Source organism: Vibrio sp. YT-16 (assembly GCF_033337405.1).
Taxonomy (GTDB): Bacteria; Pseudomonadota; Gammaproteobacteria; order Enterobacterales; family Vibrionaceae; genus Vibrio; species Vibrio alginolyticus.
On sequence record NZ_JAWOQQ010000009.1, the window covers coordinates 172249 to 188639 of the forward strand.

At 42.5% G+C, this 16391-nt stretch carries 9 protein-coding genes; all 9 read right to left on the reverse strand.

What is annotated here, in order from left to right:
* Position 1: 1 nt before the first annotated feature.
* Complete coding sequence (gene rlmKL, locus R7F07_RS15970; RefSeq protein ID WP_025766615.1) at positions 2-2122, reverse strand: bifunctional 23S rRNA (guanine(2069)-N(7))-methyltransferase RlmK/23S rRNA (guanine(2445)-N(2))-methyltransferase RlmL; 2121 nt, start codon at positions 2120-2122, stop codon at positions 2-4.
* Between the two features lie 486 nt (positions 2123-2608).
* Entirely contained in the window at positions 2609-3151 is a 543-nt protein-coding gene (locus tag R7F07_RS15975) for a cell division protein ZapC (RefSeq protein WP_005377444.1), read from the reverse strand.
* Between the two features lie 168 nt (positions 3152-3319).
* On the reverse strand, positions 3320-4330 hold the full coding sequence (gene pyrD / locus R7F07_RS15980) for a quinone-dependent dihydroorotate dehydrogenase (protein ID WP_017634281.1): 1011 nt from the start codon (positions 4328-4330) through the stop codon (positions 3320-3322).
* Between the two features lie 311 nt (positions 4331-4641).
* Positions 4642-9483 (reverse strand): NAD-glutamate dehydrogenase, encoded by a 4842-nt coding sequence (locus R7F07_RS15985; RefSeq protein ID WP_025766614.1) that lies wholly within the window; start codon positions 9481-9483, stop codon positions 4642-4644.
* 201 nt (positions 9484-9684) lie between these two features.
* Positions 9685-9903 carry a DUF2835 domain-containing protein gene (locus R7F07_RS15990; protein ID WP_005377440.1) on the reverse strand — a complete coding sequence of 73 codons (219 nt, stop codon included), beginning with the start codon at positions 9901-9903 and terminating at the stop codon, positions 9685-9687.
* A gap of 65 nt (positions 9904-9968) precedes the next feature.
* On the reverse strand, positions 9969-12575 hold the full coding sequence (gene pepN / locus R7F07_RS15995; protein ID WP_054574165.1) for an aminopeptidase N: 2607 nt from the start codon (positions 12573-12575) through the stop codon (positions 9969-9971).
* Positions 12576-12801: 226 nt separating this feature from the next.
* A complete protein-coding gene (locus R7F07_RS16000) occupies positions 12802-13467 on the reverse strand; it encodes a hypothetical protein (protein ID WP_005377438.1) in 666 nt (221 codons plus the stop codon).
* Between the two features lie 194 nt (positions 13468-13661).
* Entirely contained in the window at positions 13662-15668 is a 2007-nt protein-coding gene (prc, locus tag R7F07_RS16005; protein ID WP_017634279.1) for a carboxy terminal-processing peptidase, read from the reverse strand.
* Between the two features lie 17 nt (positions 15669-15685).
* Positions 15686-16312 carry an RNA chaperone ProQ gene (gene proQ / locus R7F07_RS16010; RefSeq protein WP_005377435.1) on the reverse strand — a complete coding sequence of 209 codons (627 nt, stop codon included), beginning with the start codon at positions 16310-16312 and terminating at the stop codon, positions 15686-15688.
* Positions 16313-16391: the final 79 nt, after the last annotated feature.

A 16391-nucleotide genomic window follows, 5' to 3' on the forward strand; every position in this document is an offset into this window, starting at 1 on the left:
ACTACGCGTGCGTTACTAGCCAACAGTTATGAATCTGTTTATTACGCGAAAAATCTAATGGTAACGTTTGAGAAGAAATATTCTGAGCCTTCAAACCCAATTCAGCGAGTGATTCTTCATCCATCTTGAAGTGACGTTTGTTATTTGAAAATACGATTGTGCCTTCACTTCTCAGTAAACGTTTGAGGTTCTTCATTAGCTTAATGTGGTCACGTTGTACATCGAATGATGTTTCCATACGCTTAGAGTTAGAGAACGTAGGTGGGTCAATAAAGATCAAGTCGTACTCACCTTTTGCGTTTTCTAGCCATTGCAAACAGTCCGCTTGTTCATATTTATGTTGGCGCCCTACACAGCCATTAAGCTGCATATTGTCTTTCGCCCAGTTCAAGTAGGTGTTTGACATATCGACAGTTGTAGTGGAACGCGCACCACCAACTGCAGCGTGCACTGTTGCACTACCAGTGTAAGCAAACAAGTTAAGGAAATCTTTACCCTGTGCCATTTCGCCAAGACGACGACGAGTGATCTTATGATCCAAGAACAGGCCTGTGTCTAGGTAGTCATGAAGGTTCACGATCAGCTTCACACCGTACTCGTTTACTTCGAGCGTCTCTGATACCTGACCTAATTTTTGGTACTGGCTTCGACCTTTCTGCTTCTCACGAACTTTCAGTACAACTTTGTTCGCTTCAACACCGGTCACCTGAATCGTCGCACGGATAATGTCCGTTAGACGACGCTTGGCTTTTTCTTCAGGGATGTTCTTAGGTGCTGCGTACTCTTGAATCACAATTTGATCGCCGTACACGTCGATCGCTACGTTGTATTCTGGAAGGTCTGCATCGTAGATACGATAGCAGTCTAGTTTCTCTTTACGAGCCCACTTGCCAATCTTGCCAATGTTTTTCTTCAAACGGTTTGAGAAGTCTGGTGCGATTTGAACGTTAGTATCTGCACCTTTAACTTCATCAGCGCTGCGCTCGGCAATGCTGTAGTTCTTTTGGTGACACGGTAACGCACCGTTGTTCAATTTAAACTGTTTATCAGCGCGCATACGAAGGCAACTCAAGAGCTCGTCTGAGCTAGAGAAGATAGATGCTTTACATCCGCCAAACTCAGATTTTAGCTGTCCACCGAATGCGGTATAGAGCGCAATCAGCCCCGGCTCAGTTCCTAGACGCTCACCGTAAGGTGGGTTTGAAACGATAACACCGTGTTCAAATCCTGCGGGACGAGTAATAGTTGCAGCATCACCTTGCGCAAACTCAATCAACTCTTCAACACCTGCTCTGCGGGCGTTTTCTTGAGCGACTTTTAATACTTTGGGGTCGTTATCGAATCCAAAAAACTTAGCGTCAACTTTCTTGACACCCCGTCTAGCTTGAACATTAGCCTCTGATTTAATCTCAGCCCAGGTCTCCGGTTCAAAGTCTTCCAAAACTTCGAAGCCCCATTGTTTGCGCTTAACGCCAGGTGCCATGTTGGCTGCCATCATTGCCGCTTCAATAAGCAAAGTACCAGAACCACACATTGGATCGAGTAATGGTTGATGCCCATCCCAGCCACAACGCATGATAATCGCAGAAGCAAGCGTTTCACGTAATGGCGCACGACCCGATTCTGGTCGATAACCACGCTGATGAAGACCACTACCTACCATGTCTATCCCAAGCAACGCTTTATCTTTATGCAAACGAACGTGAATACGAATATCTGGGCGTTCTTTGCTGATATTAGGACGTGGCAAGCCTTTATTCTCAAAGCAATCTACGATGCCATCTTTGACCTTCATAGCTCCGTATTGGCTATTTCTAATCTCACGGTTTGTGCCGTTAAAGTCCACAACAAAGCGTTTAGAGCTATGAAATTGGTTAACCCAGTTAATAGTGGAAGTGGATAGATACAAGTCCATGTCGTTGTTACACGTGAACTCAGATAAAACACGTACAAATCGAGACGCTAAACGGCTCCACAAACAACAGCGATAAACCTGTTCGTTTGTCGCTTTAAATTTTACGCCTGCCTGTACTGGTTTCGCATTTTCAATGCCTAGTTTAGTCAGTTCTTCAACAAGCAAATTTTCCATGCCATTTGAAGTTACCGCGAGATATTGATTCATAGTGTTCTTTCGCTGATAAAAAATGGCTTCAATTATACCTGACTTTACGATCAATGCCTCGTTTTTAAAGGTATTTTCCCACCCGTTAGTTCAAATCATCACCACTCAAATGATCTAAAACTTTCAACATCTTTAGTTTGAATGTTTTTCATTCATGAACGTATTTTGTTTCCTTTAGAAGAAGTGAATACTTATTTACATGCATTTTGGTATATACCAGTCGTGATTGGTTGATGTAAATTACTTACAAATGCCCTTTATAGGGGAATAAATAGGGTTGTTTTAGGCGCTAGGTTGCCTAATTAAAGGAGTAATCAAATTGAAATAAGTAAAATAAAAGTGACCAGCTTCATGTTTGCATGCATAGAAAACAAACAGTTTCATGGTCTTTCGGATTGGAGTGTCAGAGGAAAGGACAAAAAAAATCGACCCAATAAGGTCGATTAAGGCAAACAAAGGAACGAAATAAAGAAAAATTAAACAGCTTTAACCCACCATTGCCATAGGGGTCATTGCAAAGAGGTGATTTGCACAAGCCATGCGATCATGCATTACTTTAATCGGCTGCCCAAATTGAAGCGCCTTATTGCCATCAAGAACAAAGGCTTCTTGGTTAACATAAGCACATAAGCTCGATGTTTCGCCTGGTTCTAGAACGATGAACATACCATCAGAATATTGATTTGTGAGAAAGACCATGTCCCCTTCTTGAGGTTCATAATCAGAGGACTGTGCATCGAAGAACCAGCTCTTAGGCTGTACAGGTTTATGAAAACGCTTTGCAGCAACACAATACAGTGTTAATTCAGCTTGGCGATATTCACTGATATCGAGACAGCGAATGCGCTCATTAAACGTTTGAAATGCGCTGGCGTCATCAACGGTAAATTCACTGTTTGAGAAGGCACAGTTAACCAACAATTTTCGGGATAGATTGGTTTGGAAAATCATTTCCTCCCCCAGATCCAGCATTAAGCAAGCTTTTTGCTCGTCAAAATACCAATTCCATTTGTCGCTGGGTTTAAGCATTATTCCGTTCTCTCTTGACTAGTTAAATCAGTGGTAAAGAGGTAAGACGCTTAATTACCTACTCGTGATTTTTAAATTCTACAAACGAACGGATAAAAAAAAAGAGGAAACAAAGTCCTCTTTTTTATGTAACAGGTACTGATTTTTCAGTAGTTTTTGATGTATATGTTAAAGATTCTTAACAATATCACGTACGAGACCTGGGCCGTGGTAAATAAAGCCAGTGTAGACTTGAACAAGCTTAGCGCCTGCCATGATCTTTTCTTTGGCTGCAACATAGGAATCTACACCACCAACACCGATAATTGGAAGTTTGTCTCCAAGCTCTTCATGAAGCTTACGTACGACCTCCGTAGAGCGTGATTGCACAGGGCGACCACTCAAGCCACCTGCCTCATTGGCGTGTTTCATCCCTTCTACGATCGTGCGATCCAAAGTTGTGTTAGTCGCGATCACACCATCTATATTGTTTTTCAATAAAGAATCGCAAATTTGGCAGATTTCATCGTCACTTAAATCTGGCGCAATCTTTAATGCTAACGGGACGTACTTGTTGTACTTCTCTGATAACTCCGCTTGTTTCGCCTTTAATTCGGAAAGCAGTTCATCAAGGGCTTCACCATATTGAAGTGAACGAAGGCCTGGAGTGTTTGGCGATGAGATGTTTACTGCAATATAGCCAGCATACTCATACACTTTTTCCATACAAATCAGGTAGTCCTCTGCCCCTTTCTCAATTGGCGTATCTTTATTTTTACCGATATTAATTCCGAGAACACAATTGAATTTTGCTCGTTTAACATTCTCGATCAAATTATCAACGCCTAGGTTATTAAAGCCCATGCGGTTGATGATCCCTTCTGCTTCCACTAAACGGAATAGGCGTGGTTTATCATTACCTGGTTGTGGTCGTGGCGTTACAGTGCCGACTTCGACAAAGCCAAAGCCCATGGCATCAAATGCTTCAATACATTCGCCGTTTTTATCTAAACCAGCCGCAAGACCAACAGGGTTACGGAATGTTAGACCCATACACTCAACTGGACGAGTTGGTAACTGTTGGCGGTAAAAGAGATCAAGTGGTGTGCCGTTAAAGCGTTGGAAGTTCTTGATTGCAAGATCATGTGCCTTCTCGGCATCGAGTTGGAAAAAGCCAGTTCTGGCTAGACGGTAAAGCATTGTGCCTCCGAAAGAAAAAAGCCCCGTATAAACGGGACAATATTATTTACCGTTTTTCATCGTAATTCAATGAAAATGAACGTAATAAGTAAAAACCTATATCTTTATAAGATTTTCAAATATAAAACAAACAATTACAATCAAGTTTCTGCGATAAAAATCGTAACTAACCGCTTAAAAGCAATCGATTTCACTCTGTTTTAATTTCAACTCAATGTGACAATGTAACTATTTTCGTTCCAAATGTGAATAATAGATAATAAAAAGCCCCGTTAAATAACGAGGCTTTTACTTATGACTTGATTATTCCACTACTCTTTCGATGAGCAGTTGAGGTTTAAAAGTACTAGCTCTCGAAGTGCTACAGAGAACTTAGCAAATTCGTGTACTGAGCCAACTTTGAACTCGTTTAAGATACTCTCCCAGCGGTGCAACGATTGCTCGTTAGTTTCAATCCAATCTTCTAACGCAGCCATCACGTCAAGCTCTTCGGTTGAGCAGCCACAAGTCAGTACCTGAGCGGTAAGTTGACGTTGTTGCCAGTCCAGATCTTCACGGAATGCCGCTCTTGCAAGTGCTTGCCAGTTGTTATCAACGGCTTGGCTATTAATTTGCTTCAAGAACCAATGCAACGATAAACGGTCACCCAAGTTAAAGTAGAGTTTCGATGCTTGCTCAACCGTTTTACCTGTTTCACTTGCTACTGATGAAATATCCAGTGCAGATTGTAAGCTTGATAAGCGGGCAACTTGGTGAGCGAGTTTCTCTTCAACCCCTTTCTCTATCCAACCTTGAGCCAACTCATTGTGTTCTTCAACTTCAGACTCAACTAACATAGTGTCTAGGGTTTCAGTGATAACATTGACATCTTGCTTGTAGATAGCAATCAACTCACCGACCGTGCATTTGCCGCTACGGTTACGAAGCAACCAGCGTGCAATTCGACGCAGTGCTCGGCGCACGTAAAACATAATTTCGTATTGAGCTTGCGCTGTCGCAACGTTATCAAGTTTGCGAGTTTGCTTGAGGATTTCTTCTAAATCAAAGATTTCTCTAGCCGCACTGTAAGCGTTGGCAATATCGACAACACTTGCACCAGTTTCTTCTTGCAAACGAGTAACGAAGTTACAGCCCATTTCATTAACCATCTGGTTAGCCAATGCTGTAGCGATAATTTCAGCTCGCAGTGGGTGATTAACCATTTGATCTTTATAGTTACGTCGTAACGCACTTGGGAAATATTCAACAAGTTGTTTTGCATGGAATTCATCATTTGCGATTTCATCCGTAACAAGTTGCTGTTTAAGTACCATTTTACCGTAGGCAACTAACACTGATAGCTCAGGGCGAGTCAGACCTAGTCCCTGTTTTTCACGCTCGATTAGCGTTTCATCATCAGGAATGTATTCGAGAGCACGGTCCAAGTACCCTGCTTTCTCCATAGTGTGGATGAATCGAATTTGCTCCTTAACAATGCCAACACCTTGCTGTTCAGTAACAGAGATCGACTCCGACTGACGGTAAGCATCATCCAAGACAATTTCACCCACTTCGTCTTCCATAGACTCTAGAATTTGGTTACGTTGCTTAACCGTAAGATCGCCATTTGAAACCAGTCCATTGAGGAAGATCTTGATGTTGACTTCATTATCCGAACAGTCAACGCCACCTACGTTATCAACGAAGTCCGTGTTCACTCGACCGCCAGTTAGTGCGTATTCGATACGACCAAGCTGAGTCATACCCAAGTTACCACCTTCGCCAACCACTTTGGCTCTTAAGTCACGGCCGTCAATGCGCAGCATGTCGTTAGCACGGTCACCAACATCTGTATGAGTTTCTGTCGATGATTTAACGTAAGTGCCGATACCACCGTTCCAAAGAAGATCGACTTTCATTTTCAAGATCATCTTTATCAGATCGTTAGGCGCTAAAGATGCTTTCTTCGTACCTAACATTTTCTGAATTTCTGGCGTCAACTGGATCGATTTTGATCGACGAGAGAAGATGCCACCACCTTGAGAGATCAAGTCTTTGTTGTAATCTTCCCAGCTTGATCTTGGCAAATTAAACAAGCGGTTACGCTCTTCCCAGCTGCTGGCTGAATCTGGATTTGGATCAATAAAGATGTGCATGTGGTTAAACGCAGCTTGCAATCGAATATGCTTCGATAACAGCATACCGTTACCGAACACGTCACCTGCCATATCACCTACACCGATTGCAGTAAAATCAGTGGTCTGACAGTTGATGCCCATTTCACGGAAGTGACGTTTAACAGATTCCCAACCACCTTTTGCGGTGATTCCCATTGCTTTGTGATCGTAACCGTTTGAACCACCTGAAGCGAATGCGTCACCTAGCCAGAAGTTGTATTCTGCAGAAACAGAGTTTGCCAAATCTGAGAAGGTTGCTGTGCCTTTATCGGCAGCCACTACTAGATATGGGTCATCTTCATCGTGACGAACAACGTTTTGTGGTGGTACCACCTCTCCTTCAATGATGTTATCTGACACATCAAGCAGTGCACGGATAAAGCGTTTGTAACAACGCTGACCTTCCGCAAAAATTTCATCACGACTGGTGAGAGATGGCTGGCGTTTACAAACGAAGCCGCCTTTTGCACCCACTGGTACAATTACAGTGTTCTTAACCTGTTGCGCTTTCACTAAGCCAAGAATCTCCGTACGGAAGTCTTCTTGACGATCTGACCAACGCAAACCACCACGAGCCACTTTTCCACCACGAAGGTGAACACCTTCAATATCTGGTGCGTAAACAAAGATCTCGAATGCAGGTACAGGCTGCGGAATCTCAGGAATATCGCTTGGCTTCATTTTCAAAGATAACCAAGGCTTAGGCTGCTTATTCTCGTCTACTTGGTAGTAGTTGGTACGAAGCGTCGCCATGATCATTTCGATATAACGACGAATAATACGATCATCATCCAAGCTCTCTACACGATCCAACTGCTCTGTTAGCTTTTTAATTAGATCGTTTTGGCCTTTGTCGCTGCCTTTGTGTTTCGGATCAAATCGCTTGGTGAACAGCTTGACTAGACCTGTCGCTAAGTCTGGGTAGTGGCTTAGCGTGTCTTCGATGTACTGCTGACTGAATGGGAAGCCGACTTGGCGCATGTATCGTGCGTAAGCGCGAAGAATGGAAATCTCACGGCCAGATAAAGACGCACCTAATAACAATCGGTTGAAACCATCACTTTCAAGATTACCCGCCCAAATGGCAGCAAATGCTTGTTGGAAACGATCACGAGCTTCACGAAGGTCAACGGTTTTCTCGCTCTTATGCAGCATAGAGAAGTCAAGGATCCAGAAGGTCTGACCGTTGTTTTTCTCGATCTCATATGGCGATTCGCCAATCACACGCAAACCAAGGTTTTCCAACATCGGCATTACGTCAGAAAGGTGAATTGGTTCATCGCGATGATATAACTTTAAGCGGACAGCTTTGGAATCTGCTCCCTCTTCTTGAGGTCGGTAGAACAACATACCAAGTTTATTATCATCACTTAACGCTTCTAAGCGCTCGATATCTGCAACCGCAGAACCTGGCATCATGTCCTCTTTGTATGAGCGAGGGAACGCACTCATATATTCTTTTGAAAGAGGAAGGCCTTTACTTTCACCAAAGTTAGCAATGATGGATTCTTTTAGTCTGTCATCCCAAGAGGTAGAAACTTCCATTAGATTTTGCTCGATCTTTTTCACGTCTACGTCAATGTTGTTATTGTCTACACGAACAATGTAATGTGTTCTCGCTAGTGGGCTTTCTGAGAAGTACGTTGTAAATTCAACCTCTTGCTCGCAACCAAAGTACTGCTTAAGAATGCGTTGAGTTTGACGACGCAATTCTGTGTTGTAACGATCTTTAGTGACATAAACCATGCAACTGAAGAAACGACCAAATGGGTCTTTACGAACAAACAAACGCAGCAAGTCACGATCTTGCATTTGTACAACACCCATTCCCACCTCAAGCAGCTCTTCTTCATTAGCTTGAAGCAACTCGTCGCGTGGGTAGTTTTCTAAGATATTGTGCAATGCTTTGTATGAGTATGATCCGTGGCGGTATCCACTTGCTTCAAGGATACGGTCAACTTTTTCACGGATCAGAGGAATACTTTGTACCGCTTGGTTGTAAACGGCGGAGGTATATAAACCAGTAAAGCGATGCTCACCTATTACTTTACCGTTTTCATCAAACTTTTTAATACCGATGTAATCAGTATAAGCCGGACGGTGGATACGAGATGCTTTGTTACCTTTGGTGATGATCAGAGCGTATGGTTTTTTCGCTTCTAATCGCGCTGAATCTGATAATTCAGAGAGCTTGACGCTACGCACGCGCTTGTCATCAGCAAACAGACCTAGTCCTTTTTCTTTAGCAGGAACAAGTTCGGTATCACCATTGACCTCTTTTAAGTCATAATCTTTATAACCCATAAAGGTAAAGTTATGATCTTCTAGCCAACGAAGAAATGCGATCGTTTCATCCATACGATCAGTTTGGATAGAAACACGATCTTTATTTTTCTCAAGTTCATCAGTAACAAACTTAAGCTTATCAACCATCTGCTTCCAGTCATCAACGACTAAGCGAGTATCAGATAGAATTCTTAACAGCTCTTCTTTAAGCGCTTGCATCTCGTCTTTACTAGTAAGGCGGTCTACCTCTATGTGGAAAAGTGATTGAAGAACACCACCCTCACCGTTTACGTCTGTAACTTGCCCTTTTTTATCACGCTGAATCTGTGTTGGGTTATTCAACATTAGGTGACAAACAAGATCCAAACGTGCTAAAGCCATTTTGACTGAGTCCACTAAGAATGGACTATCTGGAACAACAATTTCTACGATTGTGTGTGTGGATTGCCAGCCTTGACGACTTACGGTCGGGTTAAACACTCGAACCGAAATCTCTTCTGGTTTTTTTTCATTGATATGGTGCCAAAGGCTAACGACAGCACCATAAAGGTCGGATTCGTTTCGCTGAATTAGATCATCATCAGCAATGTTACTGAATAAGTGTTGAGCAAGTTTAGTTACAAGCGTTTGGTGAGAAAGCTCGAGTTTGTCTTGAATCAGTTGGTAAACCTTTTCAAGCAGAACCGGCACTACATTTTCACGCGCGGTCATATTCACACTCCACATTAGAATTGTTGTTTTGTAGGGGGACTTAGTAGCTAGGTTGTTACCTTAGAAACTAAGCATAGGTAATGCATGTGCCCATTGTAAAAGCATAATTACAAATGTTTAACAACTAATCGTAGTGGTAAGAGGTGAAATGTCCGATTCTGTGACTAAGATTCCTATTTAACTCTCTGCAAATACAATACATCACAGAGTTTCTAACTTAAGAAACTTATTATTTTGGTCAGTTGTTAGTCTAAACTGGCCTCTAACGCCCAATTGACTAAGAAATGGTCTAAATCTCGCGGCGGGTAACTGCAAACGCAAACCGTTGTGTGTGACAACTTGAACAACACTTGCCGCACCAGAATAATGAGATAAAAACGTTTGATATGAAATGTTGAGATTGAAGTAGTAATAGTTCATGAAGTGAAAACTAAGTGACATAAACAAATAAGGTGGTCTTAATGACCACCCTATTGTGTTGTTTACTATTCGTCTAGTGCTTTAGTCACTTTTTCGAATAGATCTTTAGCAAGATTATCCATTGCTTTGAGCTTTTCAAGTTCTGCACGAATCATTGCTTGGCGAGCTTCATCGTATTTACGGAACTTAAGCAAAGGATCAATCATTCGAGAAGCTACTTGTGGGTTCGAATCATTTAGTTGGCGAAGAATTTCACCGGCAAATTGGTAACCTACACCGGATTTATCATGGAAACGTACAGGGTTCGCACTTAAGAACGAGCCAATTAAGCTGCGCGTACGGTTCGGATTTTTCAAACTAAATGCTTCGTGGTTCATGGTTGCTTTTACTTTTTCAAGAGCATCCTCTGCAGGATTGCTACCTTGCAGTGCAAACCACTTATCCATAACCAAACCATCGTGCTTCCATTTATCGCTATAATCAGCCATAAGTGCTTCACGACACTCGAGCTGAGCGTTATTTGCGGCACTCATCGCAGCAATCGTATCTGTCATGTTATTTGCAGATGCGTACTGCGCGTTGACTAAATCATTACCTTTTTCCGTATATGCTAGGTACTGAAGGCAACGGTTACGTAAAGCACGCTTGCCAATAGCAGCATGGTCGATCGTATACTCTGTTTGCTTAAGCGTGTGATAAGTCGCACTTAGCTCATCTTCTAATTCCTTAGAAAGTGACACTGTAATGCTGTTTAGCACTTTGTCTACGGCATCGATATCAATTTGCTGGTACCAACCAGTAATCTCATTGATTGAAGGCATAGAGAAAACTTGAGCAATGAAAGCAGGCTCAAGCGTTTCATCCAACAGCACACCGCGGAAAGCATCTATCACACCTTCAGAAAGCGATACTTCTTGTCCCGCTTGAACGTTTTTCACATTCTGACGAATGTATTTAGCCAATAGCATTTGGCTAGCGTCCCATCGAGCAAAATCGTTCGTTGCGTGCTTCATCAAGAAGACTAACTCGTCATCGCTGTAATCGTATTCTAATTTGACTGGTGCCGAGAATTCACGCAACAAAGATGGCACTGGCTGTTCTTCGACATTTTCAAATACGAACGTTTGCTTATCTTGTTTAATATCCAGCACGTTATTAACTGATTCACCGTTAATCACCAGTGGGATAACTCGACCTTTCGAATCATACAACTCGATATCGAACGGAATATGCAGCGCTTGTTTTTCTGCTTGGTCTTGCGTCGGCTCCGTAAATTGCTCTACCGTTAGTGCGTAAGTTTTTGCATCAGCGTTGTATTCGCTATTTACGCGCAGCGTTGGTGTACCCGATTGGCTGTACCACAGACGGAACTGTTTTAAATCAACACCGGTGGCATCTTCCATTGCAGAAACAAAGTCTTCACACGTCGCGGCGGTACCATCGTGACGTTCAAAATAAAGTTTCATTCCTTTTTGGAAGCCCTCTTCGCCAAGGAGTGTATGGTACATACGAATAACTTCGCTGCCCTTTTCATACACCGTTAGCGTGTAGAAGTTATTCATCTCAATGACTTTGTCAGGACGAATCGGGTGAGACATTGGGCTTGCATCTTCCGCAAATTGAGGACCACGAATAATACGTACGTTATCAATACGGTTATCAGCACGAGAGCCTAAGTCAGAAGAGAATTCTTGGTCTCGGAATACGGTTAAGCCTTCTTTTAGACTTAGTTGGAACCAGTCACGACAAGTGACACGGTTGCCAGTCCAGTTGTGGAAGTACTCATGACCGATCACAGCTTCGATGCCTAAATAATCACGATCTGTCGCAGTTTGATCGTTCGCCAGCACATATTTTGAGTTAAAAATGTTCAAGCCTTTGTTTTCCATTGCACCCATGTTGAAGAAATCAACAGCAACGATCATGTAAATATCCAGATCGTATTCTAGGCCAAAGCGTTCCTCATCCCACTTCATCGAGTTGATCAGCGATGTCATCGCATGGCCTGCACGATCTAAGTTACCTTTATCAACAAAGATTTCTAAATCAACACTGCGACCTGACATCGTTGTATATTTGTCACGCAATACATCAAAGTCGCCTGCAACAAGGGCGAACAAGTAAGCTGGTTTTGGATGCGGATCCTGCCATTGAACCCAGTGACGACCGTTCTCTGCATCGCCTTCTGCAATTCGGTTACCATTGCTCAGCAAATATGGGTAAGCAGCTTTATCTGCGATCACTTTTGTTGTGTATTTTGCTAGAACATCCGGACGGTCTAGATAGTACGTGATACGGCGAAAGCCCTCAGCCTCACACTGAGTACAAAATGCACCGCCTGATTTGTACAAACCTTCGAGTGCTGTATTCGCTTCAGGATCAATTTTGGTGACGATTTCAAGTTCAAACTCGGATGGAAGATCGGTCAGTACCAGCGATGACTCCTTCACCTCGTGATGAGCCCAATCCTCACCATTTACTTTTACAGCGCGTAGCTCAAGCCCTTCGCCATCGAGTTCTAGCGTTGTTGTATCGCCTTTTTGAGCAACTTTTGATACCGCCGTAACGATTGTGTCATTGTCATATAGATCAAAAGTAAGATCGATATCAGTAATCGCATGAGATGGCTCTTTATAATCTTTACGATATTTGGCCTGGGGAGCTTGAGACATGAGCATAAATCCTTGTATGTCGAACAACAAAAATACCAGACTGCATGATCAAAAATGCAGTTCTGGTATCACTATATAAGCTATTTGTAGGGGTTGTGGTATCAGAATACAAGTCTTTCTATCAAAAAACGGAGCTTTTAGTGCTCTAGCTCCGTTTTTTGATTAACATTTAAACAACATTAATGACTTACCGTACGCACGCGTAATTTGGCGCATGTTAAAGGCATCATGGCGTAACTCTATTGAGTACGGCGTACATATCACCATTGGAATCTTCGATCGTTAGCTCATTCTTGTTGAGCTTATACGTGGTTCCATGCTCGCCATTTTCATACAACAGAACCAAAAACTCATCTTCTGTGTAAAACACACCTTGTTTGATGGACTCATCCCCTTCTTCGTTCGAAACCCTAAACATGAACACGAAATCAGGTTGAAGTATCAAATCCATCTGATTAATGTTGTTGGCCACAAGACCGTCGCCAGATACGTGAGAGCTAGACCAAATACCTGCAAGTGAATTGGATAATCCCTTAGTGAATGTTACACCATTAAGATCAAGCGTATTATGGTTGTTGCGATAGGCATAAATTTGAGGCTCGTCGGTGTTTAAACCAAGAACGATGGTGTCTTCATTTGCGTTATACAGCCCCTCCCAATGGTCAACGGAATAGTCTTTCTTTTGAATATCAATAGAAAAGCTGTAGTCAGAACCTAATGAGAGTTTGATCGCACGAAAGTTTTCAGCCGACTCTTCGGGGTTTGGGTTCATCAAATACCAGTCTCCGATGAGAAACGGCGTGTCAAAGTGACTTAATTCATCTTCTCTGGTGTTTTCTCCACCAAACACACTAAAGCAGCAAAAGCTAAGTAAAATAAAGAACCACTTCATATCGGCATCCTTATCGTTTTCTTTTAGCTTAGCCAGTAGTCCTCACTTTCGCGAAATTTTAGATGTAGATCACGTAAATTATTGGGGGAAAATAAGCGAATATCTTGCTCGATATCGAGATAGCGGAAGACAAAAAGGCATAAAAAAAGAGTGAATCTGAAAGACTCACACTTTTTATTCTAAATTGCCAGTTATTATGACTGATTTTCCTGCTTAAGTAGATCGACCATAATCGCGACAGACTCATCTAAATAAACATCAGGAGCCTCGTAGTCTTTTGGTATGTCATCCAATGTTTTGAATGCTTTTTTACCCAAAGCAACTTGACGTTCATTTATGCGTTGTAATCGAAGGGCTTCCGCTTTATCCGATTCAGCTTTACGAACTTTTTCGTTCAAAGACAAAGTATTATCGTCTTTTTCTTTACGATATTTCTCGATGTCTTCATTGATAAAGCGGAACTCCATCTCATCAGAAATACGCTTGTTATGAAGAGCAGTAAGTTTTTCAACTAAGGCGTCGTTACTTGGAAACGTTTGATATTGTGCTTTATCAATCTGATCCCAAGGTAAAGCATTGTCTTCAACACTTTCACCAGTTTCAGAAGCCTCAATTGGCGTTGGGTACGAAATATCTGGTGCAACACCACGATTTTGCGTACTTCCACCGTCAATACGATAAAATTTCTGAATCGTGTACTGAACATAACCTAGCTCTTTATCGAAAAGATCATAAATATGATTCAGTGAACGATGTTGCTGAACTGTACCTTTACCGAAAGAGTTTTCACCTAAGATGATTGCACGATTATAATCTTGCATTGCCGCTGCAAAAATTTCAGATGCTGAAGCACTGTAGCGGTTAATCAATACCGTCAATGGGCCATCATAACTCACTTTTCCATCGGTATCGGCATTCACTTTGATGCGGCCATAGCTGTCACGGACTTGAACTACAGGGCCTTCTTTAATGAATAAACCTGTCAATGCCGTTGCTTCTGTTAGCGCACCACCGCCATTGTTGCGTAGATCAACGATTACGCCGTCAACGTTTTTGGTTTTCAACTCAGCTAGTAATTTATCGGTGTCTTTCGATAAGCCGACGTAGAAACTTGGTACTTCTAAAATACCAATCTTCTTACCGTCTTTTTCGATGATTTCTGACTTAACCGCACGATCTTCTAAGCGAACTTTGTCACGAACAATTGTGACAATGTAACTCTTCGCATCGTTACCTTCTGGCAAGATCTGTAGATTAACCTTTGTGCCTTTAGGGCCTTTGATTAACTGAACAACATCATCCAGACGCCAACCGATCACGTCGACAATTTCTTCACCGTCTTGTCCAACACCAGTGATTCGGTCCCCTTCACCAAGTTGCTTACTCTTTGATGCCGGACCGCCAACAACAAGTGAACGAATTACTGTGTAATCGTCTGTCATTTGCAAAACAGCGCCGATGCCTTCTAGAGAAAGGTTCATTTCCGATTGGAATTGCTCGGCATTACGTGGAGAAAGGTAGCTTGTATGAGGGTCAACCTGTCGCGCGAAGGCATTCATATACAACTGAAATGCGTCTTCATTATTGGTCTGTGTGATGCGCTTCATCGCGTTGTTATAACGCTTCTCTAAAACTTCTTTAATCTCTGGCCACTCTTTGCCAGTCAGTTTCAGATTTAACGCGTCATATTTCACACGCTTGCGCCACAACTCGTTGAGCTCTGCTTCGTCTTTTGGCCATGCGGCCTCAGAGCGGTCTAACTCTATCTCGTCATCGGTATCAAACTTGATCTCTTCATCGAGTAGAGTTAACGCATAAGCAAAACGATCGAAACGCTTCTGCATTGAGAGGTTGTAAACATCAAAAGCAATTTGGTTGTTGCCCGATTTAAGCTGATCATCAAGCTCGACTGACCAATTTTTAAATGAATCGATGTCTGCTTGAGTGAAAATATTTCTATTGTAATCAAGCAACTCTACATAGCGTTCAAATATCGCTTTAGAGAAATCATCATTGAGGCTGAAGTGCTTATAATGAGAGCGGGTAAATCGCGAGGTGACTCGTTTGCTAGCTGTTTCATGCTGAACTTCAGGAGAAAGAACCGGCAGGTCATCTTTATGTAGTTTGGCTTCAAGAGCCTGAGCTGATGCTGCTAGCCATAAGCTAGCAGCAATCAGGGTCACTTTTGAACGGCAATTCATGCGTAGGAGTATCTCCTTTATGCGCGCAAGTGCTCCGCTTTCACAACCATTTGTAGGCCGTTAGCAAGTTGAACACGTACATCATCCTTATTGATTTCAACAATGGTCGCTGCCATGTTTCCTTTGCCCATGTTCACGTTAACTGCGTTACCTACTGTGATTTCATCAGCATTTAGAGCGCGCGTTTCTACAGGCTTAGTTGGTTTTTGTACTTTTGGTTTATTAGTACGACGAGGCTGTTGAGGCTTTTTAGCCGCAGGTTTCGCTTTCGCCTTACCCTCTTCACGAGCTTTTTGTGCTTGTTCTTTACGACGAGCCTGAACTTTCGCCTTGCTTTCTGCAAGTGTCGCTTTCGCGTGTTCAACGTGCTCTTCTTCTAGCTCACCACAAGGGTTGCCATCTAGGTCTACACGTACTGCACCTGGTTTTACACCGTGTAGGTAACGCCATGATGAAGTGTACTGTCTTAACGCTGCACGAAGCTGTGTTTTGCTTACTTTTTCGTCTTCATTTAGACGTTCCGCAAGATCTTGAAAAATACCAATTTTCAGAGGTTTTGCTTCACCTTCTAAAGTAAAGCACTTAGGGAAACATTCAGCAATATATGCAATAACTTCTTTGCTGTTTTTTAACTTTTCAGTCATGAGGGGTCCTGATTTGAGCGGATTTCCGCGAGCATTAAGAAAAAATATTCTCGTATTATAGTGACATGCCAAGGAAAAA